Source organism: Vreelandella sp. EE27, from assembly GCF_968206495.1.
In genome coordinates, this window is record NZ_OZ309109.1 from 1,571,965 (window position 1) to 1,597,636 (window position 25,672).

Annotated in this window: 21 protein-coding genes; 14 read left to right on the forward strand and 7 right to left on the reverse strand. The window is 59.9% G+C overall.

Features of this window, described 5'->3' with window-relative positions; translation table 11 throughout:
* Positions 1-263 precede the first annotated feature (263 nt).
* From topA to ACWHVV_RS07655, 5 genes are all read left to right on the forward strand, one after another.
* Positions 264-2,891, forward strand: coding sequence for a type I DNA topoisomerase (gene topA / locus ACWHVV_RS07635; protein ID WP_447928799.1), 2,628 nt, complete (start codon positions 264-266; stop codon positions 2,889-2,891).
* Positions 2,888-3,349 (forward strand): DUF6586 family protein, encoded by a 462-nt coding sequence (locus ACWHVV_RS07640; RefSeq protein ID WP_447928800.1) that lies wholly within the window; start codon positions 2,888-2,890, stop codon positions 3,347-3,349. The genes topA and ACWHVV_RS07640 overlap by 4 nt, the downstream gene beginning before the upstream one ends.
* A gap of 100 nt (positions 3,350-3,449) precedes the next feature.
* Positions 3,450-3,920, forward strand: coding sequence for a 2-hydroxyacyl-CoA dehydratase (locus ACWHVV_RS07645; protein WP_447895800.1), 471 nt, complete (start codon positions 3,450-3,452; stop codon positions 3,918-3,920).
* Between the two features lie 142 nt (positions 3,921-4,062).
* On the forward strand, positions 4,063-4,692 hold the full coding sequence (locus ACWHVV_RS07650) for a L,D-transpeptidase family protein (RefSeq protein ID WP_447928801.1): 630 nt from the start codon (positions 4,063-4,065) through the stop codon (positions 4,690-4,692).
* Between the two features lie 227 nt (positions 4,693-4,919).
* Entirely contained in the window at positions 4,920-5,183 is a 264-nt protein-coding gene (locus ACWHVV_RS07655) for an Lpp/OprI family alanine-zipper lipoprotein (protein ID WP_447528524.1), read from the forward strand.
* A 198-nt stretch (positions 5,184-5,381) separates the two neighbouring features.
* On the opposite strand, the gene ACWHVV_RS07660 is transcribed toward ACWHVV_RS07655, so the two are convergent.
* Both ACWHVV_RS07660 and mfd read right to left on the reverse strand, forming a co-directional pair.
* The gene (locus tag ACWHVV_RS07660; RefSeq protein ID WP_447928802.1) at positions 5,382-6,521 is read right to left on the reverse strand and encodes a L,D-transpeptidase family protein; all 1,140 of its coding nucleotides are present in this window, start codon (positions 6,519-6,521) and stop codon (positions 5,382-5,384) included.
* A 94-nt stretch (positions 6,522-6,615) separates the two neighbouring features.
* A complete protein-coding gene (gene mfd, locus ACWHVV_RS07665) occupies positions 6,616-10,068 on the reverse strand; it encodes a transcription-repair coupling factor (RefSeq protein WP_447928803.1) in 3,453 nt (1,150 codons plus the stop codon).
* Positions 10,069-10,306: 238 nt separating this feature from the next.
* Here mfd and ACWHVV_RS07670 point away from each other — a divergent pair, with 238 nt between their 5' ends.
* From ACWHVV_RS07670 to sthA, 9 genes are all read left to right on the forward strand, one after another.
* Positions 10,307-11,764 carry a glyceraldehyde-3-phosphate dehydrogenase gene (locus ACWHVV_RS07670; protein WP_447928804.1) on the forward strand — a complete coding sequence of 486 codons (1,458 nt, stop codon included), beginning with the start codon at positions 10,307-10,309 and terminating at the stop codon, positions 11,762-11,764.
* 293 nt (positions 11,765-12,057) lie between these two features.
* Complete coding sequence (locus ACWHVV_RS07675) at positions 12,058-13,407, forward strand: Na(+)-translocating NADH-quinone reductase subunit A (protein ID WP_447928805.1); 1,350 nt, start codon at positions 12,058-12,060, stop codon at positions 13,405-13,407.
* Position 13,408: 1 nt separating this feature from the next.
* The gene (locus ACWHVV_RS07680; protein ID WP_447928806.1) at positions 13,409-14,632 is read left to right on the forward strand and encodes an NADH:ubiquinone reductase (Na(+)-transporting) subunit B; all 1,224 of its coding nucleotides are present in this window, start codon (positions 13,409-13,411) and stop codon (positions 14,630-14,632) included.
* A complete protein-coding gene (locus ACWHVV_RS07685) occupies positions 14,632-15,453 on the forward strand; it encodes a Na(+)-translocating NADH-quinone reductase subunit C (protein ID WP_447928807.1) in 822 nt (273 codons plus the stop codon). The genes ACWHVV_RS07680 and ACWHVV_RS07685 overlap by 1 nt, the downstream gene beginning before the upstream one ends.
* Before the next feature lie 2 nt (positions 15,454-15,455).
* Positions 15,456-16,124: an NADH:ubiquinone reductase (Na(+)-transporting) subunit D gene (locus ACWHVV_RS07690; protein WP_447895806.1), complete on the forward strand. Its 669-nt coding sequence runs from the start codon at positions 15,456-15,458 to the stop codon at positions 16,122-16,124.
* Position 16,125: 1 nt separating this feature from the next.
* Positions 16,126-16,743: an NADH:ubiquinone reductase (Na(+)-transporting) subunit E gene (gene nqrE / locus ACWHVV_RS07695; RefSeq protein ID WP_447528532.1), complete on the forward strand. Its 618-nt coding sequence runs from the start codon at positions 16,126-16,128 to the stop codon at positions 16,741-16,743.
* 65 nt (positions 16,744-16,808) lie between these two features.
* Positions 16,809-18,041, forward strand: coding sequence for an NADH:ubiquinone reductase (Na(+)-transporting) subunit F (gene nqrF / locus ACWHVV_RS07700; RefSeq protein WP_447928808.1), 1,233 nt, complete (start codon positions 16,809-16,811; stop codon positions 18,039-18,041).
* 198 nt (positions 18,042-18,239) lie between these two features.
* Positions 18,240-18,494 (forward strand): (Na+)-NQR maturation NqrM, encoded by a 255-nt coding sequence (gene nqrM, locus ACWHVV_RS07705; protein WP_447928809.1) that lies wholly within the window; start codon positions 18,240-18,242, stop codon positions 18,492-18,494.
* An 84-nt stretch (positions 18,495-18,578) separates the two neighbouring features.
* Positions 18,579-19,970, forward strand: coding sequence for a Si-specific NAD(P)(+) transhydrogenase (sthA, locus tag ACWHVV_RS07710; protein ID WP_447928810.1), 1,392 nt, complete (start codon positions 18,579-18,581; stop codon positions 19,968-19,970).
* A gap of 64 nt (positions 19,971-20,034) precedes the next feature.
* Here the strand turns inward: sthA and ACWHVV_RS07715 are convergent, their stop codons facing one another.
* The 5 genes from ACWHVV_RS07715 to leuS all read right to left on the reverse strand — a co-directional run bounded on the left by ACWHVV_RS07715 (position 20,035) and on the right by leuS (position 25,630).
* The gene (locus tag ACWHVV_RS07715) at positions 20,035-20,961 is read right to left on the reverse strand and encodes a PA2778 family cysteine peptidase (RefSeq protein WP_447928811.1); all 927 of its coding nucleotides are present in this window, start codon (positions 20,959-20,961) and stop codon (positions 20,035-20,037) included.
* A gap of 8 nt (positions 20,962-20,969) precedes the next feature.
* On the reverse strand, positions 20,970-21,368 hold the full coding sequence (locus tag ACWHVV_RS07720; RefSeq protein WP_447928812.1) for a PA2779 family protein: 399 nt from the start codon (positions 21,366-21,368) through the stop codon (positions 20,970-20,972).
* Positions 21,369-21,480: 112 nt separating this feature from the next.
* Positions 21,481-22,542, reverse strand: coding sequence for a DNA polymerase III subunit delta (holA, locus tag ACWHVV_RS07725; RefSeq protein ID WP_447928813.1), 1,062 nt, complete (start codon positions 22,540-22,542; stop codon positions 21,481-21,483).
* On the reverse strand, positions 22,539-23,039 hold the full coding sequence (locus tag ACWHVV_RS07730; RefSeq protein ID WP_447928814.1) for an LPS-assembly lipoprotein LptE: 501 nt from the start codon (positions 23,037-23,039) through the stop codon (positions 22,539-22,541). The genes holA and ACWHVV_RS07730 overlap by 4 nt, the downstream gene beginning before the upstream one ends.
* A 5-nt stretch (positions 23,040-23,044) precedes the next feature.
* Entirely contained in the window at positions 23,045-25,630 is a 2,586-nt protein-coding gene (gene leuS / locus ACWHVV_RS07735; protein ID WP_447928815.1) for a leucine--tRNA ligase, read from the reverse strand.
* Positions 25,631-25,672: the final 42 nt, after the last annotated feature.

Here is a 25,672-nt window from a genome sequence, read left to right on the forward strand (position 1 = left end):
TTTTTTGTCCCGGCAGTGGGTGTTTTCGGGCCGGGAAGGTGCTCGGGTCGTGGGTTATTTCATCGCAAAATTTGCAAACGCCGCGCTACACCCCTATTTAGTAAAGTGCGCTTGCTTGTTACAGAGCCACTGGCGCTTGAGAAAGGGCTGGGGTAGGGTAGGCGCATTTTTCACACCGCCACCACGTTTTCAAACGCGGTACGTATTCAGAGCTGGTCTTGAGAGCTGGTCTTGAGAGCTTAAGCAACAGGAAGTGGAGCACTATGGGCAAGTCACTGGTCATCGTCGAGTCGCCTGCCAAAGCGAAGACGATCAATAAGTATCTCGGCGACGATTTCATCGTCAAGTCGAGCGTGGGCCATATACGTGACCTGCCGACCAGCGGCTCGGGTAAGGCCGCCTCTGATCCCAAGGAGCGCGCGCGCCAGGCCGCGGCGACCCGCAAACTCTCCCCGGACGAGAAAGCGGTTTATAAAAAGCGTAAGGCGCACGACCAGCTTATTCGGCGCATGGGAATCGACCCGGACAACGGTTGGGCGGCGCAGTACGAAGTGCTGCCGGGTAAGGAAAAAGTCGTTGCCGAGCTCAAAAAGCTCGCCGAGAAGGCCGACGCCGTTTACCTGGCGACGGATTTGGACCGCGAAGGGGAGGCGATTGCCTGGCACCTGCGCGAGACCATCGGCGGTGACGATGCCCGCTATAAGCGCGTGGTGTTCAACGAGATCACCAAAAACGCCATTCAGGACGCCTTCAAGGCGCCGGGGGCGCTGAATATCCCTCGCGTGGAAGCGCAGCAGGCGCGGCGTTTTCTCGACCGGGTGGTGGGCTTTATGCTTTCACCGCTGCTGTGGGCGAAAATCGCCCGCGGGCTTTCCGCCGGACGGGTGCAGTCCGTGGCGGTGCGTCTGATCGTCGAGCGCGAGCGCGATATTCGTGCGTTCATTCCCGAAGAGTTTTGGGACGTTCACGCCGACCTGGTCTCGCCGGACGGCGAGGCGGTGCGCTTTGCGCTTGCCCGTCAGGACGGCCAGGCGTTTCGGCCCACCTCGGAAGACGAAACGCTGTCGCGGATTGCGGCGCTGCGCGATGCATCGCTTTCGATCACCAACCGCGAAGACAAACCGACCAGCTCCAAGCCTTCGGCGCCGTTCATTACCTCTACGCTGCAGCAGGCGGCGAGCGGCCGGCTGGGCTTTTCGGTGAAAAAGACCATGACCATGGCCCAGCGTCTTTATGAAGCGGGCTATATCACCTACATGCGTACCGACTCCACCAACCTCTCGAAGGACGCGGTCGAGAGCGCCCGCGACTATATCTCGAGTGAATTCGGTAAGGCGTACCTGCCAGAGGCGCCGGTGCGCTATTCGAGCAAGGAGAGCGCTCAGGAGGCCCACGAGGCGATCCGCCCGTCCAGCGTCGAGCGTAAAGCGAGCGACCTGGCCGGTATGGAGCGCGACGCCGAGCGCCTTTACGAGCTTATCTGGCGCCAGTTTTTGGCCTGCCAAATGGTACCCGCGGAGTATCTCTCTAGTACGCTGAGCGTCGAGGTGGGCGGCTATGACCTGCGCGCCAAAGGGCGCGTGCTGAAGTTCGACGGTTATACCCGGGTCATCAAACCCGCCGGCAAGAACGACGATCAGCGCCTGCCGGACCTGCCCGTCGGTACTGTGATGACCCTCGAGCAGCTCGATCCGCAGCAGCACTTCACCAAGCCGCCGGCCCGCTATACCGAAGCGAGCCTGGTCAAGGAGCTCGAGAAGCAGGGTATCGGTCGCCCCTCGACCTACGCGGCGATCATCTCGACCATTCAGGATCGCGGCTACGTCAAACTCGAAAGCCGGCGCTTCTACGCCGAGAAGCTCGGCGACATCGTTACCGAGCGTCTCAAAGAGTCGTTCCCGGATTTGATGGACTACTCCTTCACCGCGCGGATGGAGGATAGCCTGGACGAAGTCGCCGACGGCGAACGCAACTGGCAGGCGCTGCTGGATAGCTTCTACGGCGAATTTCGCGAAGAACTGGGCAAGGCCGAAAGCGACGAGGGCATGCGCCCCAACCAGCCCGTGCCGACCAATATCGAATGCCCGGCCTGCGGGCGTGACATGCAGATTCGTACCGCCTCGACCGGGGTGTTTTTGGGCTGCAGCGGTTATAACCTGCCGCCCAAGGAGCGCTGCAAGACGACCATCGACCTGATTCCCGGCGACGAGGTGGTCGCCGACGACGCCGGCGAAGAGGCGGAGACCGACGCGCTGCGTGCCAAGCGCCGCTGCGACAAGTGCGGTACGGCGATGGACAGTTACCTGATCGATGAGACGCGCAAGCTGCATATCTGCGGCGAAAGCCCGGACTGCACCGGCTTTGCGGTCGAGCAAGGCAAGTTCAAGATCAAGGGCTACGAAGGTCCGGTCATCGAGTGCGACAAGTGCGGCAGTGAGATGCAGCTCAAGTCCGGGCGCTTCGGCAAGTACTTCGGCTGTACCAACAGCGACTGCAGCAACACCCGCAAGCTTTTGAAAAGTGGCGAGGTGGCGCCGCCGAAAATGGACCCGATCCCGATGCCGGAGCTCGCCTGCCAAAAGGTGGAGGACCACTACGTGCTGCGCGATGGGGCGAGCGGGCTGTTTTTAGCCGCCAGCAAGTTCCCCAAAAACCGCGAAACGCGCCCGCCTCTGGTCAAAGAGCTAAAAGCGCACAAGGACGAGCTGCCGGAGAAGTACCACTTCATTCTCAAGGCGCCAAGCGAAGACCCGGATGGCCGTCCCGCGCAGATCCGCTACTCGCGCAAAAATAAAGAGCAGTACGTCATGACCGACGAAGGCGGTAAGGCGACCGGCTGGAAGGCGACATTCGAGGCCGGCAAGTGGCACGTGGAGGACAAGCGCAAGTGAGTGCCCGCACCCGCACCAACCAGCTCCTTTACCAGGCCGAGCTTTTGATCGAGACGCCGGTAGCGGCGGGGGAGCAGGCCATTGTCCGTCAGATGGCCATCGAGGAGGGCGCGCTTGCCCTGTTCGAGCTCGCCCTGAATTCCTTTCTGGCCGAGGTGACCGAGCACGCGCGTTTGGATACGCGCCGTTGGCAGACGCTGCTGGCCGCCGACGGACCCCAGGTCGCCGAGCTGACCCGGCTTCGCGATTTGGCGGCCCAGCCCGATAGCTGGCTTCACTGGCTGATCAGCCAGCTCATGAAGCTCCAAAGCGACGAGGGCGCCGCCAGGCGCCCGGTAAGCAACCCGTCGATGATCGCCCTCGATGGGGAGGTATCGCTTGCGCGCGCACTGCATGCCAATGTACAGGCGGCCAAACGGGAAATGGCCGGGCTGCGCGAAACCAGCCAGGAGTGGTAGCGTCTTAAGATACCCATAACGGGAACTCTGTTTTGGCCAGGTGCTCTGAGAAGACGTTAACCGAGTGGTGACTACTCGGGTCTATGGTCAAGGAGAAACGATGCAAACGCGCTATAACCAGGTAAAGGATCTACTAACGTGGGCCCAGGATTTTCACGGGCGTATGGCCAAACAGTACAGCGAAGGCGCCGCCCGGACCGATAACGAGCGCCTTGCCATGGCGCTGACCTATCTGGCCTCTCGCGAGGTCAAAATGCGCAGCGGGCTCGAGGCCATTTTTCACGATGGAAGTGATCACCGTGAAGTCCTCGAGCTCTGGTTCGATGAGACGAGTGATTTCCCGCGTCCGCCCAAGCTCGAGGCGCTTTACGAGCGCGGCGTCGCCGCTTCCATCGATGAAGCCATCGAAACCGCCTCCGAGGCGCATGAGCTTCTTCGCGCACTTTACGAGCATCGCGCCGAGTGCGCGAAGATCGAGCCGGAAGAGGCGTTTTTCACCTCGCTGGCCCAGGGACATGAAGCCGAAGTGCGTAAACTGGTCACCAGTATGCGTGAGTTCGAGGATATCTAGCGCCTCTTCGTTTGAAGCAACGGCGCAAGCGATGGCTTTTTAACGCTCGGGCGCTGACACAGGGCGTGGCAATAAGGTATAAACGTTCCAGGCTATTCATACCCGTTGGTCGGTTGCCCCGGCCTGTACCGAGAGCTGCCCCATGTCTGTAAACCGCCGCCGCTTTTTAGCACTTGCCATGGGCTTGCCTGCCGTGGCCAGCGCTAACGTCTCCGCGCCTGCCAGCACTCTTCCCTCAAGCGACATCGTCGAGACGCTTTTGAATCGGGCGGCGGTGCCGCGCCACAGTACCGAGCTCTGGGTGCTGATCGACGATAAAGAGGGGGTGCTGAGCATTTTTCGCGGAAGCGCCCTGATCGAGCGTTTTACGCCGATCTCGCGGGGGACCGGCGGCGCGCGAACCCAGCGCGTGCGGGGCGACAGCACCACGCCACTGGGCGAGTTCCGGGTTTATCGTTTTAATTACGAAAGCCGCTGGCGCATCTTCATCGGAATCGATTATCCTACGCCCCCCCATGCTCGCATGGCGCTGGAGCAGGGTATCTACTCCCAGGCCGATTACGAGGCCTATTTCGATGAATACCGCCGCTACGGCTACCCACCGCAGAACACCGCGCTTGGTGGGGCTATCGGGATACACGGTATCGGGTCGTCCGACCCACAGATTCACGGGCGGTTTCACTGGACCCAAGGGTGCATTGCAGTAAACAACGAGCAAATTGAGCGCATTGCGTCGCTCGTAGATGTTGGCACCCGCGTCGTGATCCGCTAGTATGGGCGTAGTCCCTAAGGAAGTTCGAGGTTTTAAAGAGGTGGCTATAGACAAGCGTTGTGGACTAATATAAAACAGCGTTTGACTTCGGCAACATGACATAAGTTATTGGCGCCAGTCACCGAAATGAACCTGCATCGCAGGTAGACAAAATTAAGCTTACCTTCTAGCCTTATTTTTTGTCATACCTTCAACGTAGTACCCAAGGAAGACTCAAGGAGAACATTATGACTCTTAAGACTGCTCTGAAAATGACCGCTGCTGCTGCTTCTCTGGCCGTTCTGGCTGGTTGTGCCTCTACCAGCGCTCTGGAAGAAGTTCGCATGACTGCCGAGTCCGCCCAGGCTGACGCTGCAGAAGCTCGCAGCATGGCTTCACAAGCTCTGAACACTGCTAACCAGGCTCAGCGCGACGCGCAAGCTGCCCTGCAGATGACCGAGCAGAACCGTGAAGAAATGAGCCGTCAGTTCCAGCGCTCCATGCAGAAGTAATTCTGCATGGACCACTGAGCAGCTTTTAGGCTCAGCGGTCTGCGTAAGATGTAAAAAAACCCCGCCTCGTGCGGGGTTTTTTATTGCCTGCCGTTTGGCGCCTGGTGTCGACCGAGCGGGTACGAAAAAGGCTACCGCTCGTCAAAGCGATAGCCTCTTTGGGCCTCGAGCGGCCAGGCTTGCCTTTATCGCGTGCGATTAAGCGTCGCTGTCGCGCTCACTGATGGCGCTAAGCTCTACTTCCTCGAACAGCCCGCTGCGCTGGGAAGGTGCCTGCTCGGCGGGGGATTCGGCTTCCGGTGCCGGCGCCTGCGGGCCATACAGCGCGACGAAGCGCCCGTTGGGGGACTCGACCGCGCGCTTGACCTGGGCATAGTCGACCTGGACGTCGTCCTCGGTGAGCGACTCGACGCGCTCGATGGCGTTCAAAAGCGGCTCGAAATCACCCACGTTCTCTTCAAGCTGCGGGTAAGACTGCACGAACAGCGTGCCATCGGCGCCCCAGCCTGCCTTGAACGGTGCGTCCATCAGGTTGACCTGGGTACCGCTGGGTACGCGCTCGTAAAGCGACTCGATATCTTCCGGGTACATGCGAATGCAGCCGCGGCTGGCGCGCATACCGACGCCTTCCGGGCGGTTGGTGCCGTGAATCAGGTAGCTAGGCATGGCCAACAAAATGGCGTGACGGCCAAGCGGGTTGTCCGGGCCTGCCGGTACGACCGACGGCGCGGGCTCGCCACGCGCGGCGGCTTCGGCCCGCATGGAAGAGGGCGGCGACCAGGCCGGGTCTTTTACCTTCACCGTGGTACGCGTCATGCCCACCGGCGTTGCGAACTCTTCGCGGCCTACGCTGACCGGATAGGTTTCGACGACGCCCGGGTTATCCGCCGGGTAGTAGTAAAGGCGCAGTTCCGAAAGGTTCACCACGACGCCTTCCCGCGGGGCCGGGGGAAGAATGTACTGGGCGGGAATGATCACTTCGGTGCCTTCGCCGGGTACCCAGAGACTTACGTCCGGGTTGGCCATGCGAATCTCTTCGTAGCCGATATTATGGCGTCTGGCGATATCGAGCAGCGTCTCTTCCGGGTCCTGCACCGTTACGGTGTAGTACTGGCCAACGATGTCGCCTTCTTCCGGCAAGCGAAAATGCCCGCGGGGTAGTTCGCGCTGTGCCGCCACCTGGTCTGCGCTGGCAAGCGCGTCGCTTTCAAGCGTCGGTGTGGCAATGGGGGCCTGATCGTCGGTCTGCTGAGCAAGGACCGGGCCGTTCAGGCTGGCAGCTAACAGTACCGCCAGGCTGGTGGGGCCCCAAAGTTTATAAGTACGTCGTGTCGTCATGGTCGTTCCTGATGAGTTGTTCCACCGCGAGGTCGGGTTTCGATGCGAACCAATCCGTTGGTATATACGGCTTAGGTCTAGTTTGCCCCAAGCGTTACGCCGCCGCTACTTTTTGATTGAGAAGCCCCAGCAGGTTTTCAACGGCTTCAAAACGCTGCTCGATTTTTTCCATTTCGAATTCAAACCTTAACGTGTCCGATCCGTCCAAACGGTAGCGTTCCGGCGAGGTCTGAATCAGTTTTACCAGCGTCAGCGGGTCGACCTGGGTGTCGTGGGTAAAGAGTACGCGTCCGCGGCTTTCACCGGCTTCGATACGCGCGATCCCCAGGGGCTCGGCTCGGTGGCGCAATTGGGTTTGGCGTATCAGGTTTTTGAGCGCATCCGGCAGCAGGCCAAAGCGGTCGATGAGTTCTACCTGAAGTTCCTTGAGCTCGCTGTCACTTTGCGTATTGGCAATGCGCTTATACATCACCAGGCGCTGCTGTACATCATGAATATAGTCGTTGGGGATCAAAGCGGGTAGGTTCAGGCTGATTTCGAGACCACTATTGAACGGTGCATCGATATTGGGCGTTTTACCGGCCCGAATGGCCTTCACCGCCCGGTCGAGCATTTCCATATAGAGCGAATAGCCGATCGTCTCCATCTGCCCGCTTTGTTCGTCGCCCAAAAGCTCGCCGGCCCCGCGGATTTCCATGTCGTGGCTGGCAAGCGTGAAGCCGGCGCCCAAATCGTCCGAGGCGCTGATGGCTTCCAGGCGTTTGACCGCATCGCGGGTCATTGCCTTGGGCGGCGGGGTCAGTAGGTACGCGTAGGCCTGGTGGTGGCTACGCCCCACGCGCCCGCGCAACTGGTGAAGCTGGGCCAGGCCGAACTTGTCCGCCCGCTCGATCAAAATCGTGTTGGCGCTGGGCACGTCGATCCCGGTTTCGATGATCGTCGAGCAGACCAGTACGTTGAAGCGCCGGTGGTAAAAATCCGACATGACCCGCTCGAGGCTTCTTTCCGGCAGTTGGCCGTGGGCCACGCCTACGCGGGCCTCGGGGACGAGCTCGCGGATTTGCTCGGCGGTATTTTCGATGGTTTTGACTTCGTTGTGCAAAACGTAAACCTGGCCGCCGCGCAGAATCTCGCGCAGGAGCGCTTCCTTGATCAGGCTTTCGTTGCGCTGTTGAACGAAGGTCTTGACCGATAGCCGCCGGGCCGGGGGCGTGGCGATGATCGAAAGATCGCGAATGCCGCTCATCGCCATATTGAGTGTGCGGGGAATCGGCGTGGCGGTAAGCGTCAAAATGTCGATCTCGGCGCGCAGGGTTTTGAGCTTCTCCTTTTGCGCCACGCCGAAGCGGTGCTCCTCGTCGATGATCAGAAGGCCCATTTTGGGTAGCTCGACGCTCTTGGAGAGCAGCTTGTGCGTGCCGATGACGATATCCGATTGCCCCTCCTTGATGCTTTCGAGGGTTTTGGTCATCTCCTTGCCGCCGGTAAAGCGCGAAATCAGGCTGATATTGACCGCGGTGTCGGCGAAGCGGTCGCGAAAGTTCTCGAAGTGCTGGCGGGCGAGCAGGGTGGTGGGCACCAGCACCACGACCTGGCGGCCGGACTGCACCGCCAAAAACGCCGCGCGCATCGCGACTTCGGTCTTGCCAAAGCCGACATCGCCGCACACGACGCGGTCCATCGGCTGTGGCGAAATCATGTCGCCGATCACCGCTTCGATGGCGTTTTTCTGATCCGGTGTTTCCTCGAAAGGGAAGCTGGCCGCAAAGCGGCTATATTCTTCGTCCGGCGTTTCGTACACCGTGCCCTGCTGGGCTTCGCGGCGAGCGTAGATATCCAGAAGCTCGGCGGCGGTATCGCGAATTTTCTCGGCGGCCTTGCGCCGCGCTTTCTCCCACTGGTCCGAGCCGAGCTTGTGAAGTGGCGCGTGCTCGTCGTCGGCGCCGTTATAGCGCGAAATGAGGTGCAGGCTATCCACCGGCACGTAGAGCTTGGCCCCGCCGTCATATTCGAGTGCCAAAAACTCGTTGGCCTGGCCGCCGGCTTCCAGCGCCTCGAGCCCCAGGTAGCGGCCTACACCGTGGGCCTGGTGGACCACCGGCGCGCCTTCCTTGAGCTCGGAGAGATGGCGCACCGCCAGCTCGTTGTCGTCGGTGGCTTTCTCCTGGCGGCGGCTTTGACGTACCACGTCGCCGAAGAGTTCGGTTTCGCTGATCACCGCCACGTTGGGCTCGGTCAGCCAAAGGCCGCTACCGACCTGACTTTCGGTAATCGCCGCGCGCTCGCCGCCCTGCAAAAAGGCGCTGAAGCTCTCTACGTGGGGCAGTTTCAAATGAAGCGGTGCCAGCAATTCCTCGAGCGCCTCGCGGCGTCCGCGGGACTCTGCCACGAACAGTACGCGGGTGTCCGGGTGCTGCTCGAGAAACTCCAGCAGGCTGGCGAATGGCTCTTTCGCCCGGGCGTTGACGGCAAGCGTAGGCAGCTCGTGCGCCTTGGGGGTGTGCGCATGGCGGTTGGCGTCTTCTTCGCTAACCAGTTCCAGGCGCGGGCGCTCTTTGATCGCCGAGAATATCTCGTTGACCGGGATGAAGGCGCGGTGGGGCGGCAATAGTGGCCGAGTCGGGTCGACCCCCAGGTTTTCAAAGCGCGACTCGATCGAGCGCCAATGTTGCTCGGCGGCCTCGAACACACCAGGCAGTAGTGCGACCCGTGTGTCGGGGGTGACGTGTTCGAAAAGCGAGGCCGTCTCGTCGAAAAACAGCGGCAAATACTGCTCGAGCCCCGGCGAGGGGATCGCCTTGAGCGCATCGTTATAAAGCGCGCACTGGCGCGGGTCGACGTCGAACAGCGTTTCGAACTGCTCGCGAAAGCAGGCGATGGCGCTGCGGCTTAGCGAATATTCGTGAGCGGGCAGCAGCTCGATTTTGTCGACTTTGTCGGTGGAGCGCTGATTGGCCGGATCGAAGTGGCGCAGGGTGTCGATCTCGTCGTCGAACAGGTCGATACGAATCGGCTCATCCATGCCCATGGCAAACAGGTCGATCAGCGCACCGCGCATGGCGTATTCGCCGGGTTCGTACACCGTTTCGACCGCCCGGTAACCGGCACGGGAGAGCGATTCGCGAAAGCTTTCGCGCTCAAGCGTCGTGCCGGCCTCGAGGGTCATGACGCGTCCGGCGATGTAATCCACCGGCGGCAGGCGCTGCATGAGCGTATTGATCGGTACCAGCACGATGCCCTTGACGCCGTCCTGGAGTAACTTGAGCGTGCGCAAACGGGCGGAGACGATATCCTGGTGCGGCGAGAAGCTGTCGTAGGGCAGCGTTTCCCAGTCGGGAAAAGGCAGTACCGGCACCTGGCTATAAAACGCCAGGTCCTGTTCCAGGCGCTGGGCGCTGGCCGTACTGGGGGTCACCACCAGTAAGGGGGCCGCATTGGCTATTTGGGCAAGCGCAAGCGCCGTCGCACTGCCCGGCGGCGCCGTCAGATAGAGCGTGTCGCGTGCCCCTTGGGGGCTGGGTGGGTCGAGCAGAGAAAAAGAGGGCATAGTCAGAGTATCTTGCGCTTGAACAAAGGAGCAATCATACACCATCCGCCGCACCAGTTAGAGAGCTGTGCCCAACCCTGTTTTGCGCGTGTAGTCAAATGGGCATTTGTGTAATACCCCTACACGGCGTGCGACTATCCTTTGATTGCGGCCTTATCGTAACCCCCGGATAATACGCGCAGATTACCTCGCACCATGTTTTCCATCCATCAAGTAAAACCATGCAAAGGGGCCGCACGTGAGTCAGTCAACGCTCGAGAACGTTTTTCAACAGTGGCAAGGCGACGAAGCGCTTGCCGAGCAGATGATTCCGCTGGTCGGTGTGCTTTATCGTCAGAACAACGTGGTGGCCACCATGTTCGGGCGCTCGCTGATCAAACGCTCGGTCATCCGCATTCTGAAAGATCACCGTTTCGTGCGCAAAATCGAAGGCACCGAGCTTTCGGTCCGGGACACCTTTCCGATCGTGAAAGCGATGGCCACGTTGAACCTGGCCCCGGCGCACGTGGATATCGGCAAACTCGCGGTCGCCTTCAAACATCAGGGCGGCGATGATCTCGACGGTTTTCTAAAACGCGAGCTTGGCGAGATCATCGACGGCTATGAGCCGGGCGCAAGCACCGGTGAGCCCAAGGACGTGGTGCTTTATGGTTTTGGGCGTATCGGCCGCCTGCTGGCCCGCGTGCTGGTGGAAAAAGCCGGTGGCGGCAATCTGTTGCGGCTACGCGCTATCGTGGTGCGCGGGCGTGGCGATATCGCCAAGGACCTGGAGAAACGCGCAAGCCTTCTACGCCGCGACTCGGTTCATGGCCCCTTCGATGGCTCGATCTCCATCGACACCGAGGCGCGCACGCTCACGGTCAACGGCAACGTGGTGCAGGTCATCTACGCCGACTCGCCCAGTGAGGTCGACTACACCCACTACGGCATCCATAACGCCGTGGTAGTGGATAACACCGGTATCTGGCGCGACGAAGCCGGCCTTGGCCAGCATCTCGAGTGCAAGGGGGCGGCGAAGGCGCTTTTGACCGCGCCGGGCAAAGGCGATATCAAAAATATCGTTTATGGCATCAATCACGAGGCAATCGGTGAAAACGATCGTATCGTCTCGGCGGCGTCGTGTACCACCAACGCGATCGTCCCTGTACTCAAGGCACTTAACGACGAGTATGGCGTCAAGACCGGCCACGTCGAAACCGTGCACGCCTACACCAACGATCAAAACCTGATCGACAACTACCATAAGGGCGACCGGCGCGGGCGAAGTGCGGCGCTCAATATGGTGCTGACGGAAACCGGCGCGGCCAAGGCGGTGACCAAGGCGCTGCCGGAGCTCGACGGCAAGCTGACCGGCAACGCCATTCGCGTGCCGACCCCCAACGTCTCGATGGCGATCTTGAATCTGACGCTGGAAAAAGAGACCGACGTCGCCGCGCTCAATGACTACCTGCGCCGCATGTCGATCGATTCCCGCTACCAAAAACAGATCGACTTCGTGGATTCGCCGGAAGTGGTCTCCTCGGATTTCGTCGGCAACCGCCATGCGGGCATCGTCGATGCCAAGGCAACGATTGCCAATGGTCACCACGCGGTGGTCTACCTGTGGTACGACAACGAGTTCGGCTACAGCTGCCAAGTGATTCGCATTTTGCAGCACATGTCTAACGTTGCGTTTTTGAAGCTGCCAAGCGCCTGAAGGCGCGTTTCGCGGGCACTCGACGCCTCGTTCAGCCAACGCCACCGCAAGGTGGCGTTTTTTTATGTCGTTAAATAAAGCGAAAAGTATATGTATATAGCACTTTAGGAGACGGTCGGGGTTGTGGTCATTGGCCGCGCTTATCTTTATAATACGGTAGATTTTTCGGGGTGGTTCAAGCGTGCTTGGGCCTGACTGGTAACAATCTGCAGAGCAAATAACAATTCATCCAGCAGAAAATAAGCATTCGAACCCCTACCTTCGTATATCCGATCCATCAACTGGGCGAGACTATGATCGAAGTCAAAAAAGGCCTGGATCTTCCCATCACGGGAGCGCCTGAGGCGCGTATCGACGATGCGCGGCCTGTGCGCCATGTGGCAATTCTGGGGACTGACTACGTTGGCATGAAGCCAACCATGGAAGTTCAGGAAGGGGACAAGGTCAAACTGGGCCAGCTACTTTTCACCGACAAGAAAACGGAAGGCGTGCGTTTTACAGCGCCGGCCGGCGGTGAGGTAGTCGCTATTAACCGTGGCGAAAAACGACGTTTACTTTCCGTCGTCATTAAAGTCGATGAGAATGAAGAAGCCATGGCGTTTGCCTCTCACGAGCGCGACGCATTGGCAACGCTTGACCGTCAGATGGTCGTCGACCAGTTGGTGGAGACCGGCCTTTGGACCGCGCTGCGGACCCGGCCCTTCTCGCGCACACCGGCGCTGGATAGCACGCCTTCCGATATCTTCGTCACCGCCGTGGATACCCATCCGCTCAGCGCTGACCCTGCTCAGATCATCAACGAAAATTCCCAGGCATTCGAAGACGGCCTCAAGGTGCTAACCCGCCTGACCGAGGGCAACGTTTTTCTGTGCACGGGTGAAAATGCCTCTATCCCCGGTGGGGATGTCAGCGGCGTCAAGAGCGAAAGCTTCAAGGGGCCGCACCCGGCGGGGCTGGTCGGCACGCATATTCACTACCTTTCGCCGGTCGCCCTGCATAAAAGCGTGTGGCATATCGGCTATCAGGACGTGATCGCTTTCGGCAAGCTATTCGTGGAAGGCAAGCTCGACGTCACGCGTATCGTCGCACTCGGCGGCCCGCGGGCCGAGAAGCCGCGCCTGCTGCGTACCCGCATTGGCGCCAGCACCGACGAGCTCTTCGAGGGCGAAGTGATCGAGCCGCACGGCACCCGCGTCATTTCCGGTTCGGTGTTTTCAGGCTTTTCCGCCGAAGGCAAACTGACCTATCTTGGCCGCTTTCACAACCAGGTCAGCCTGTTGGAAGAGGGTAACAAGCGCACCTTCCTGGGCTGGCTCTCGCCGGGGAAAAACCGCCATTCGGTCATGGGTATCTACCTTTCCGGGTTCAAGGGATTGAATAACTTTGCGCCGACCACCTCCACTAATGGCTCCGAGCGGGCGATGGTGCCGGTGGGCAACTATGAGCGGGTTATGCCGCTGGATGTGATGCCGACGCAGCTACTGCGTTCGCTGATCGTGGGAGATATCGAGTCTGCCATGGACCTGGGGTGCCTGGAGCTGGATGAAGAAGATCTAGCGCTTTGCACCTACGCTTGTCCTGGCAAGTACGAGTACGGCCCCATCCTGCGTGACAATCTCACCATGATCGAGAAAGAGGCCTGATATGGGTATTCGACAAACGCTCGACACGCTCGAGCCGCACTTCCACAAGGGCGGCAAATACGAGAAGTTCTACCCGCTCTACGAGGCGGTCGACACGATCTTTTACTCGCCCCCCAGCGTTGCCAAAACCACTGCCCACATTCGCGACGGTATCGATCTCAAGCGGATGATGATCACCGTATGGCTTTGCACCTTCCCGGCGATGTTCTTTGGCATGTGGAACGCCGGCTGGCAGACCAACGTGGCGGTCGATTCGGGCTACGCGGCCCTCGAAGGCTGGCGTGAAACGCTGTTTTTGCTGATGTCAGCGGGTCACGACCCCGGTAGCCTGTGGTCCAACTTCGCGCTCGGCGCGGTGTACTTCCTGCCGATCTACCTGGTCACCTTCGCCGTGGGCGGGTTCTGGGAAGTGCTGTTCGCCATCAAGCGGGGCCACGAGGTCAATGAAGGCTTCTTCGTAACCTCGGTGCTCTATGCGCTGATCCTGCCGGCGACCATTCCGCTTTGGCAGGTGGCATTGGGCATTACCTTCGGTGTAGTGATCGGTAAAGAGATCTTCGGGGGTACCGGCAAGAACTTCCTGAATCCGGCGCTGACCGGCCGGGCGTTTTTGTACTTTGCCTACCCGGCGCAAATCTCCGGCGACGCCGTCTGGGTGGCCGCGGATGGCTACACCGGCGCAACGGCGCTGTCCGTCGCTTTCCAGGACGGCATGGATACACTCGCCAACACCTTTAGCTGGACGGATGCTTTCTTCGGTTTCGTGCCAGGCTCGGTGGGTGAAGTGTCGACGCTTGCTATACTGGTGGGCGCGGCGGTGCTGCTTTGGACGCGTATCGCTTCCTGGCGGATCATGCTCGGGGTCTTCCTGGGTATGGTGGCGACCAGTGCGCTGTTCAATCTGATCGGCTCCGAGACCAACCCGATGTTTGCGATGCCCTGGTACTGGCACCTGGTGATCGGCGGCTTTGCCTTCGGTATGGTGTTCATGGCCACCGACCCGGTATCCGCGTCGATGACCAACCAGGGGCGTCTGGTCTTTGGTGCATTGATCGGTGTGATGACCGTATTGATCCGCGTGGTGAACCCGGCTTTCCCGGAAGGCATCATGCTGGCGATACTGTTCGCGAACCTGTTTGCGCCCTTGATTGACTACTTCTTCGTCCAGGCCAATATCAAACGCCGTACCAAGCGTATCGGCGCACCGGCCGAGGAGACTGCCTAATGGCACAAGGTAACAACTCCATCAAGAAAATTCTGATCGTAGCGTTCTCGCTATGTATCGTTTGCTCGGTGATTGTCTCTACCGCGGCCGTGGCGCTGCGCCCTGCGCAGCAGCTCAACCAGGAGCTCGACCGCAAGACCAATATTCTGAACGTGGCCAGGCTCTATGAGCCCGGCATGGATGTCGAGCAGGCGTTCAGCGAGCAGATCACCGGTCGCGTCGTCGAGCTTGAAACCGGCGACTATACCGATGAGTTCGATGCGGACGAGTACGATGGCTTCGAAGCGGCGCGGGACCCGGCGACCGGTCGTACGCTGTCTGGCGATCGCGACATCGCGGGTCTGTCCCGTGTCGAGAACTACTCGACCGTCTACCTGGTAGGCGACCCGGAAGACCCGGAACAGATCGTTCTGCCGATTCGCGGACAGGGTCTTTGGGGCCGTATGCGCGGCTTTCTGGCGGTAGAAGGTGACGGCAATACCATTGTCAGTATCACCTACTACGAGCACAGCGAAACGCCTGGGCTGGGTGGCGAAGTGAACAACCCGCGCTGGCAGGCTCAGTGGGAAGGTAAAGAGATCTACGATGAAGAGGGCGACCTCTCACCGGCGATTCACCTGACCAAGGGCGGCGCCAGCAGCGAGTACGAGGTGGATGCACTTTCCGGTGCCACGCTTACCAGTAACGGCGTTACCAATATGCTCCAGTTCTGGCTCAGCGAGGAAGGCTTTGGGCCGTACCTGGCCAAGTTCCGGGGTGACACCGAGCCGGAAGACGCCGCAGACACCGACACCGACTTCAACGACGTTGAGGGGGCTTGATCATGGCGGATGTAAATGCAAAGGGCGTGTTGACCGCGCCCATATTCCAGAATAACCCCATTGCGCTACAAATTCTGGGGATCTGTTCGGCGCTGGCGGTAACCACCAGCATGGGTGTATCGCTGGTCATGGCGCTGGCGGTTATCTTCGTAACATCGTTTTCGAATCTGTTCGTATCATTGATACGTAACCACATTCCCTCGGCGATTCGTATCATCGTGCAGATGACCATCATCGCCTCGTTGGTTATCGTGGTGGATCAGATTCTGAAAGCCTACGCCTACGAAATGTCCAAGCAGCTGTCGGTTTTCGTTGGCTTGATCATCACCAACTGTATCGTCATGGGCCGCGCCGAAGGCTTCGCCATGTCCAACTCGCCGGGCATGTCGTTTCTGGACGGTGTCGGTAACGGTTTGGGCTACGGTTTCGTACTGCTGGTCGTGGGTTTCTTCCGCGAACTTCTCGGTGCGGGCAGCTTGTTCGGTTACACCATTTTGCCGACCGTTCAGGATGGCGGCTGGTACATTACCAACGGCTTGCTGCTGCTGCCGCCTTCCGCGTTCTTCATCATCGGCCTTTTGATCTGGGTGCTGCGCTCGCTCAACCCGGAGCAGGTCGAGGAGAACGAGTTCAAGATGAAGGAAAACACCAAGCCGAAGGAGGCCGTGTAACATGGAACACTATTTAAGCCTTTTCGTTGCTTCGGTCTTTGTCGAGAACATGGCGCTGGCCTTCTTTTTGGGCATGTGTACGTTTTTGGCGGTGTCCAAAAAGGTTTCTTCGGCCATCGGCTTGGGTATCGCGGTCATCGTGGTACTCACCGTCACGGTGCCGGTGAACAACCTGGTGTACACCTATCTGCTGCAGGAAGGTGCGCTGACCTGGACGGGGATCGATGGTGCTGAAAACATCGATCTATCGTTTTTGGGTCTGCTTTCTTACATCGGCGTTATTGCGGCACTCGTGCAGATCATGGAAATGTTCCTCGATAAGTACGTGCCGTCGCTTTACAACGCGCTGGGCGTTTTCCTGCCGCTGATTACCGTTAACTGCGCGATCCTGGGTGGCGTACTGTTCATGGTGGAGCGTAACTACAACTTTGGCGAAGCCGTGGTGTATGGCTTTGGTGCCGGTACGGGCTGGGCGCTGGCGATTGCCGCCCTGGCCGGTATCCGCGAGAAGCTAAAGTACAGCGACGTACCGGGTGGCTTGCAGGGCCTTGGCATCACGTTCATCACCGTTGGCTTGATGTCTCTGGGCTTTATGTCCTTTTCGGGCATTCAGCTTTAATCGGCCGGTTTTCTCGGCGGCGGTTCGCCGCCGAGGTAGAAAACCCTCAGCAATAGGAAACCGACATGGTTGATACATCTGTCATCTTGCTCGGTGTTGTCATGTTCACGGTCATCGTCATTAGTTTGACGGCGATCATTCTGGCAGCGCGCAGCAAGCTCGTGAGTAGCGGGGACGTGACGATCGAAGTCAATGACGACCCCGAGAACACCCTGACCACCCAGGCCGGCGGCAAGCTTCTGAACACCCTGGCGGCCAACGGTATTTTCCTTTCCTCCGCCTGTGGTGGCGGCGGCTCCTGCGCACAGTGTAAATGCCGCGTAGAAGAGGGCGGCGGCTCGATTCTGCCGACCGAAGAGTCGCACTTCACCATGCGCGAGAAAAAGGAAGGCTGGCGCCTTTCTTGCCAGGTACCCGTCAAGCAGGACATGAAGATCGAAGTGCCTGAAGAGGTATTCGGCGTCAAGAAATGGGAGTGCGAGGTCACCGCCAACCCCAACGTCGCGACCTTCATCAAGGAGCTCAACCTCAAGCTTCCCGAAGGCGAAGAAGTGGCCTTCCGCGCGGGTGGCTACGTGCAGCTCGTCGCACCGCCCTACGATATCAAGTTCTCGGACTTCGATATCGAAGAGGAGTACCGCGGTGATTGGGAAACCTTCAACTTGTTCGACGTTTCCCACAAGAACAACGAAGAAGTGATACGCGCTTACTCCATGGCGAACTACCCGGAAGAGAAGGGGCTTCTCAAGTTCAACATCCGTATCGCCACGCCGCCGCCCAAATCCGACCATCCGCCGGGCTTAATGTCGACCTACGTCTTCAGCTTGAAAGAGGGCGACAAGGTCGACGTAATGGGGCCGTTTGGTGAGTTCTTCGCCAAGGATACCGATGCCGAGATGATCTTCGTCGGCGGTGGTGCGGGCATGGCGCCGATGCGCAGCCACATTTTCGATCAGCTCAAGCGTTTGAAAACCGATCGCAAGATCTCGTTCTGGTACGGTGCGCGCTCCTGGCGCGAGACGTTCTACAACGAAGATTACGATCAGCTGGCCGAAGAGTTTCCGAACTTCGAGTGGCACCTGGCGCTTTCCGACCCGCTCCCGGAAGATAACTGGGAGGGGGCGACCGGCTTTATCCATAACGTGCTCTATGAAGAGTACTTGAAGGATCACCCGGCGCCGGAGGATTGCGAGTACTACATGTGCGGTCCGCCCATGATGAACGCCTCCGTTATCAAGCTGTTGTTGGATATGGGCGTCGAGCCTGAAAACATCATGCTGGATGACTTCGGCGGTTAAGGGTTTATCCCACGCTCAGCGGGGCTAGCTTGATGCTAGCCCCGTTCGTTTTACCCCATGGCCGTACTGCCTGATTATATCGCCCGCTCCAGGGTATAATGACGCAGTACACCCATCAAAGCGGGTGTGTTAACCCGAATGACGGCACTTTCAGGGCCTATTACTGTCCCGAGAAAGACAACGTCAGAGGAGGCTTATATGGCTATTTGGTTACTGGTTTTGGGTTTCATGGCGCTCATCATGACCGCCATGGCGGTAGGTGTCTTGATGGGGCGCAAGCCGATCGCCGGTTCCTGCGGCGGGCTCAATCAGATCGGCATGAAAGAAGGCTGCGATATCTGCGGTGGTAAAGACAAGGTATGCGAAGAAGAGAACCGCAAGCGGGGCGGCGCGCGCCGGGTAAGCGATGAAAGCCGGGGTGCGGATCTCGGCTACAACGCTACCCGCCGTTAAGCGCCACGCCAGCGACGGTGTAAGTGAGGTAAGCGCGCGTACGTTTCGTACGCGCGATCATGGGATCGAGGAGACGCAGACGGTATGGCGGTTCATAATTACGATGTCGTAGTGATTGGTACGGGCCCGGCCGGCGAGAGCGCGGCCATCAACGCGGCCAAGAACGAGCAGCGCGTAGCTATCATCGAAAAGCAACCCCAGGTGGGCGGCAACTGCACCCACTGGGGTACGATTCCCTCCAAGGCGCTGCGCCACCAGGTCAAGCAGATCCTGGCGTTCAATACCAACCGCATGTTTCGCGATATCGGCGAGCCCCGGATGTTCTCCTATCCCCGGGTCATGGAGCGCTCCCGCGATACCATCGACCAGCAGGTCGAGATGCGTACGACCTTTTACGCGCGTAACCGTATCGACCTGTTTCACGGCACCGCCCATTTCAAGGATGAGCACACGCTGCTGGTCCGTGACCGCCAGGAAGGCGTCGAGGAGCTGGTGGCTAAAAGAGTCGTCATTGCGACCGGGTCTCGCCCCTATCGCCCCGGCGATATCGACTTCCGTCACCCGCGTATCTACTGCTCCGATACGATTTTGAGCATGGCGCACACCCCGCGCACGATGGTGATATTTGGCGCCGGCGTTATCGGCTGCGAGTATGCCTCGATTTTCTCCGGGCTGGGCATCAAGGTCGATTTGGTCAATAGCCGCGACAGTCTATTGTCGTTTCTCGATGACGAGATCAGCGACGCGCTCTCCTACCATCTGCGCAAGCACGGCGTATTGATCCGCCATAACGAAGAGTACGACCGGGTAGAGGGCGACGAGTCCGGCGTGGTCGTCTACTTGAAATCCGGCAAGAAGATTCGCGCCGACGCCTTTTTGTGGGCAAACGGCCGCACCGGCAATACCGATACCCTGGGACTCGAGAATATCGGCCTGAAGGCCAACGGCCGTGGCCAGCTAAGCGTGGACGACCACTACCGCACCGAACTTCCCCATATTTACGCGGCGGGAGACGTCATCGGTTGGCCGAGCCTGGCCAGCGCCGCTTACGATCAGGGCCTTAATTCCTGCAACGAGCTGCTGGACAAGGACTACCGGTTCGTGACCGATATCCCGACCGGTATCTACACGATTCCCGAGATCAGCTCTTTTGGCCCTAACGAGCGCGAGCTGACCGAGGCAAAAGTGCCTTACGAGGTGGGCAAGGCGTTTTTCAAGGATACCGCCCGGGCGCAAATTACCGGCGATACGGTGGGCATGCTAAAAATTCTTTTCCATCAAGACACGCTGGAGATTCTCGGCATCCACTGCTTTGGCGACCAGGCGTCGGAAATTCTGCATATCGGCCAGGCCATCATGCAGCAAAAGGGCGAGGCCAATACGCTGCGCTACTTCGTGAGCACCACGTTCAACTACCCGACCATGGCCGAGGCCTACCGTGTAGCGGCGCAAAATGGTTTGAACCGCGTTTTCTAGGATTTAGGTTAGGTGCATGAAATGTAAAAAAGGGCCCAACGGGCCCTTTTTTGATGCCTGTCGATCAATCGCCCAATAGCGCCTCGGCACGGCTTTGCCAAGGCCCTTCGAGGGCCGCGGCCCGGCTTAGCGCTTGGCGCGAGGCCTCTGAATCGCCCTGGTTGGCCCGCAGCAGGCCCAGGTTGAGCCAGGCCGCGCCCAGGTTAGGGTCGCTTTGCGTCGCCGCCTCAAAAGCGCGCTGTGCGGCGGCCGGCTCCTGATTGGCAAAGAGCGCATTACCGAGGGCGAACTGGCCAAGCGCGTTGGCGGGGTGGCGCTCGACGAGGGCCTGCCAACTGCTGAGGGCGGCAACCGGGCCGTGTAGCGCCTCGTAAGCACTAATGGCCTCCACCGCGCCGCGCGCCGATACGTTGGCGGCAAGCTCCCCCGGCGCCTTGACCACGAACCCCCAGCGCTCGCTGCGCGCCCAGGTCGCATCGAAGCGGCTAAACGCCATCGTGTGTCGCTCGATTTCACCGCTTCTTAGAATCAAGCGCTGCTCGGGCAGGTCATAGCCGATCGCCACCGCGTAGTGCCAAAGCGGGTAGATCGGCAGTGACAGGTTTTGCATCACCACCACCGGCTCGCCGGCCGCCAGGTGGGCAAGTAGTGCGTCCATGGTGGGGCGGATCGGGTAGGCGATCAGCTCATGGCGGCGAACCGTAGCCAGCATTTCCGGCTGCAGGCTGCCTTCGCGCCCCGGCACGTACACCTGGGGAATGAGCTCCTCCAGGCTGACGTCTTTGCCCTGGTACGCGAGCACCATGGCAAGACTTGCCGGGCCGCACTGGTACTCGCTTTGTGCGAAGAAGGGCACGCTCGAAAGCTCGGCCTGGGGGGCAATGCTTTGATAGGTGCTTTCGAGTAGAACCGGGCTGCGCGCGCAGCCGCAAAGCCAAAGTGCGAGCATGAAAACGCCCGCAAGGCGGGCGTAGTGAAGAAGAGGGCGCATCGGTGCGATTAGCGCGTAAACGGATAAACGTCGGTCAGACCGAGAATATCGGTAATCAGCAGGATGATGAACACGGCAAAGAGGGTGCCGACCACGCCGCTGGCGCCGGCGGGTAGCTCGTCCAGGCGCTCGGCCATTTGCTGGGCTTCGCTGTCGCTCAGGGCGGCCACGCGTGCCTGAACGTCGCTCGGGTCGACGCCCTGGCCGACAAGTGCTTGCTGAACATCGGCGCGGGCCAGCAGGTCGTTGATACGCTGACGATCACTACCGGCCTGGTCGCTGGCGAGCATCGACTGAGTCGAAATCATACCGGTCGAGGCACTGTTGCTCGATGCCATCACCGGCAGGCTGGTAACGACCAGCGCCAGAATCAACAGAGCGGAAAGGGAGGCACGCAGGGTTTTCATCGTCTTCATCCTTGGACAAATGCGCAGAGCGCTTTTTAAGTAGGTAATGAGTAATAGGTAATGAGTCGCCGAAACCACCGTCAGGGCGGCCATTCAAGCCTTTGCTAACGGGCTATACGCCAATTCGGTAGGTCCATGCGGTTTCGGTCAGTATACCTTTCGCGCCGGACATCGTCATCGCCAAATCGTGCAGGCCGGGCCAGAGCGGCACGCTCGACGCGCCCTTGACCGACAGATCCAGGCGCTGCGCCATGAGCAATAGCTTGTGCAGCCGCTTCATCGGCAGGCGGCTGATCGCCTTTTGGTACGCCGGGCGACGCTTATCGAAAATCATCGGCTTTTGGGTCTTGCAGGCGTGTTCGAAGCTCTGGCCCTGATCGAGATGTTGATGCAGCGACAAGAGCGTACGCAGCTCGCGGGTCAGCGCCCAAAGCACGATGGGCGCCTCGACCCCTTCGCTTTTGAGCCCGGAGACGATTTTCGAGACCCGCTGGGGCTCGCCTTTCAAGCAGGCGTCCGCCAGGTTGAACACGTCAAAGCGCGAGCTGTCCTCGACGCCCACAGAAATACTTTCGACGTTGAGCCGCGTGCCCTGGGGGTGAATCAGCGCAAGTTTTTGAAGCTCCTGGTCGGCGGCGAGCAGATTACCCTCGGTACGCTCGCCCAGAAGCCTGGCCGCGTCCAAATCGACCTGCACGCCGTAGAGCCCGGCGCGGTCGCGTAGCCAGTAACCCAGCCGCGAAGCATCCACCGGCCATACCGGCACGAACAGCCCGTGTTTATCCAGGCTCTTGAACCAGGCGCTTTTTTGCTGCTTGGCGTCGAGCTTGCCCATGCTGATCAAGAGGACATCGTCGCTGGCGTCCATCTGCTCGGCGTACTGGGCGAGCGCCTTACTGCCTTCCTGGCCGAGCTTTTGATTGCCTAAACGCAGTTCCAAAAGCTTGTTGGTGGCAAACAGCGACAGGTTGCTCGCCGTCTCCAGAAGCCGCCCCCAGGCGAAATTGGGCTCGACATCGAGCACTTCGCGCTCCTCGATACCGGCCTGGCGGGCGGCCTGGCGCACCGCGTCGCAAGCATCGCGGTGCTGCAAGGGCTCTTCACCGGCAACGATCACGACCCGGGGCAGCTTTTTGGCAAGCTGGCCCGGCAGTTGGTCGGCGAACACCTTCACGGCGGCGTCTCTAGCGTGGCGAGGCGCTCGATGATGCGCTTGGCGAGCTGACGATTCAGCGTTTGATTCGCTTCATCCAACAGCGTTTCGCGGTTCAAGAGGTCGTCGTCATTGACGCGGATACGCGTTGCGGTATCGACCACGGCATTGTTGAGCGCGTAGGCGCTGGTGTCGCGCTGCTGAACCGAGAGCGAGACGCGCATGGTTAGCTCGTGGTCACGGTTGGCGCGCCCTTCGCTTCCCAGTGCCCGGTTTTCGACCCTGGGCGTGCCCAGGGTCACCCGCCAGGGCGCGCCGGGGGTTACGTTGGTCCCCATGCGGGTAAGCTGGCTTTCGAGCTCCCGGGCAAGCGGAGTAGCCGTCTCACCTTCGATCGTGAGCGCGGGGAGGGTGGGGAGCGAGTCCGCCCCCCGCAGTTGAAAACCGCAGCCAGCCAGCGAGGCCGCCGTAACGGCGGCGGCCCCCAGCGCCATCAAGCGCCGGCGCGTTAATTTCATCGTGCTCATCCGCTCACCACGATATTGACCAGCTTGCCGGGTACCACGATGACCTTGCGCACGGTTTGGCCCTCGAGGTGGCGCTGTACGTTGTCGTTCTCCATGGCGAGTTTCTCCACGGAGGCCTTGTCGGCGCTCGCCGGTACCTCGATGCGCGCGCGCAGTTTGCCGTTGACCTGTACCACCAGTTCCAGGCTATCCCGGGTCAACGCCGACTCGTCCACGGCAGGCCAGCTCGCTTCGATGGCCGGCTCCTGGTGGCCAAGCGCTTGCCAAAGCGAGTGGCAAAGGTGCGGGGTGATCGGTGCCAAAATCAGTACGCTGGCTTCCAACGCCTCCCGCGCCACGGCCAAGCCCTGGGGCGAGGTGTCGTCGAATTTGCCCACCGCGTTGGAAAGCTCCATCACCGAGGCGATAGCAGTGTTGAAGGTGGTCCGACGACCGATATCGTCCCCGGCTTTCTTGATCGTTTCGTGGGTCTTGCGGCGCAGCGTCTTTTGATGCTCGTCGAGGGCCTCGACGGAAAGCGCCTCGGGTGTACCGGCGTCCACGTGCTCGCTGACCTGGCGCCAGAGCCGCTTCAAGAAGCGGTGTGCGCCTTCCACGCCGGAATCCGACCACTCCAGGGACTGCTCCGGCGGGGCGGCGAACATCATGAACAAACGTACGGTGTCCGCGCCGAACTTGTCGATCATCGACTGGGGGTCGACGCCGTTGTTTTTCGACTTGGACATCTTCTCGATGCCGCCCATTTCCACCGGCTCGCCGTCGCTCATCAACACGGCGCTGATCGGGCGGCCCTTTTCATCGCGGGTCACTTCCACATCCGCCGGGTTGAACCACTGCTTGCCGCCGTTATCCATGGGCCGATAAAAGGTTTCGGCGATCACCATGCCTTGGGTCAAAAGCTGCTGGAACGGCTCATCCGATTCGACCAGGCCGAAATCGCGCATCAGCTTGTGGAAGAAGCGGGCGTAGAGCAGGTGCAAAATGGCGTGTTCGATCCCGCCGATGTAAAGATCCACCGGCAGCCAGTAGTTGGCGCGCTCGTCGAGCATCGCATCATGGTTGTCCGCGCAGCAAAAGCGCGCGAAGTACCAGGAGGACTCCATGAAGGTGTCAAAGGTATCGGTTTCGCGGGTCCAGCCATCGCCCAGATCGGAAAATGCTGGCATCTTCTTGAGCGGTGAGCCCGAGGCGTCCACGGTGACTTCCATGGGAAGTTCCACGGGCAGCTCGTCATCGGTCAGCGGCACGGTCTGACCTTCGGGGCCGTACTTCACCGGAATCGGCGCGCCCCAGTAGCGCTGGCGGGCCACGCCCCAGTCGCGAATGCGGTAGTTGGTTTTGGTTTCGCCGCGACCGAGCTCGGAAAGCCTGGCGGCGATGGCATCAAAAGCCGCCTCAAACTCGAGACCATCGAAGTCACCTGAGTTGATCAGCGTGCCGTGCTCAACAAAGGCCGCTTGGCTGAGATCCGGTGTTTCGCCGTTTTCGTCGGCAATGACCGGTTTGATCTCGACACCGTACTTGGTGGCGAACTCCCAGTCGCGCTGGTCGTGGGCGGGCACGGCCATGACCGCGCCGGTGCCGAACTCCATGAGCACGAAGTTGGCAACGAACACCGGCACGCGCTCACCGCTAAGCGGATGTACGGCGCTATGGCCGGTCGCCATCCCCAGCTTCTCCTTGGTGGCCATCTCGGCTTCCGAGGTACCGCCCTTGGCGCACTCCTCGCAAAAGGCCGCAAGCTCTGGGTTATGCGCGGCGGCTTCTTTCGCCAGCGGGTGGCCGGCGGCCACGGCCACATAGGTCACACCCATCAGCGTATCCGGGCGGGTGGTGTAGACCGAAAGCGGCTCACACGCGGCGCCGTCCGCGGCTTCGATATCAAAGCTGAGCTCGACGCCTTTTGACTTGCCGATCCAGTTGCGCTGCATGGTCTTGACCTGCTCGGGCCACTCGACCTTGTCCAGATCAGCCAGCAATTCGTCGGCGTAGTCGGTGATCTTCAGAAACCACAGCGGAATCTCTTTGCGCTCGACTAAAGCGCCGGAGCGCCAGCCGCGGCCTTCGATGACCTGCTCGTTGGCCAGCACCGTCTGGTCCACCGGGTCCCAGTTCACCGTGGACATCTTCTTGTAGACCAGGCCCTTTTCGACGAGTTTGGTGAAGAACCATTGCTCCCAGCGGTAATAGCTCGTATCGCAGGTGGCGAATTCGCGGCTCCAGTCGTAGGCGAAGCCCAGTGCCTTGAGCTGGGTGCGCATGTAATCGATATTTTGGTAGGTCCACTCGCCGGGTGGCACCTGGTTTTGAATAGCGGCGTTTTCCGCCGGCATGCCGAAGGCGTCCCAGCCCATGGGCTGCATGACGTTTTTGCCCTGCATACGATGAAAACGCGAAACCACATCGCCAATGGTGTAGTTACGCACGTGACCCATGTGAAGCTTACCGCTAGGGTAGGGGAACATGGAAAGGCAATAGAACTTTTCGCGATTGGCGTCTTCTACGGCTTTGAAGCACTGATTCTTGTCCCAGTACTGTTGGGCGTCACGTTCGATCTCGCGAGGGCTATAGTGTGCATCCATCGGTTTTTCAATGCCTTGGCGTAATTCGCCCCACAAGGGCGC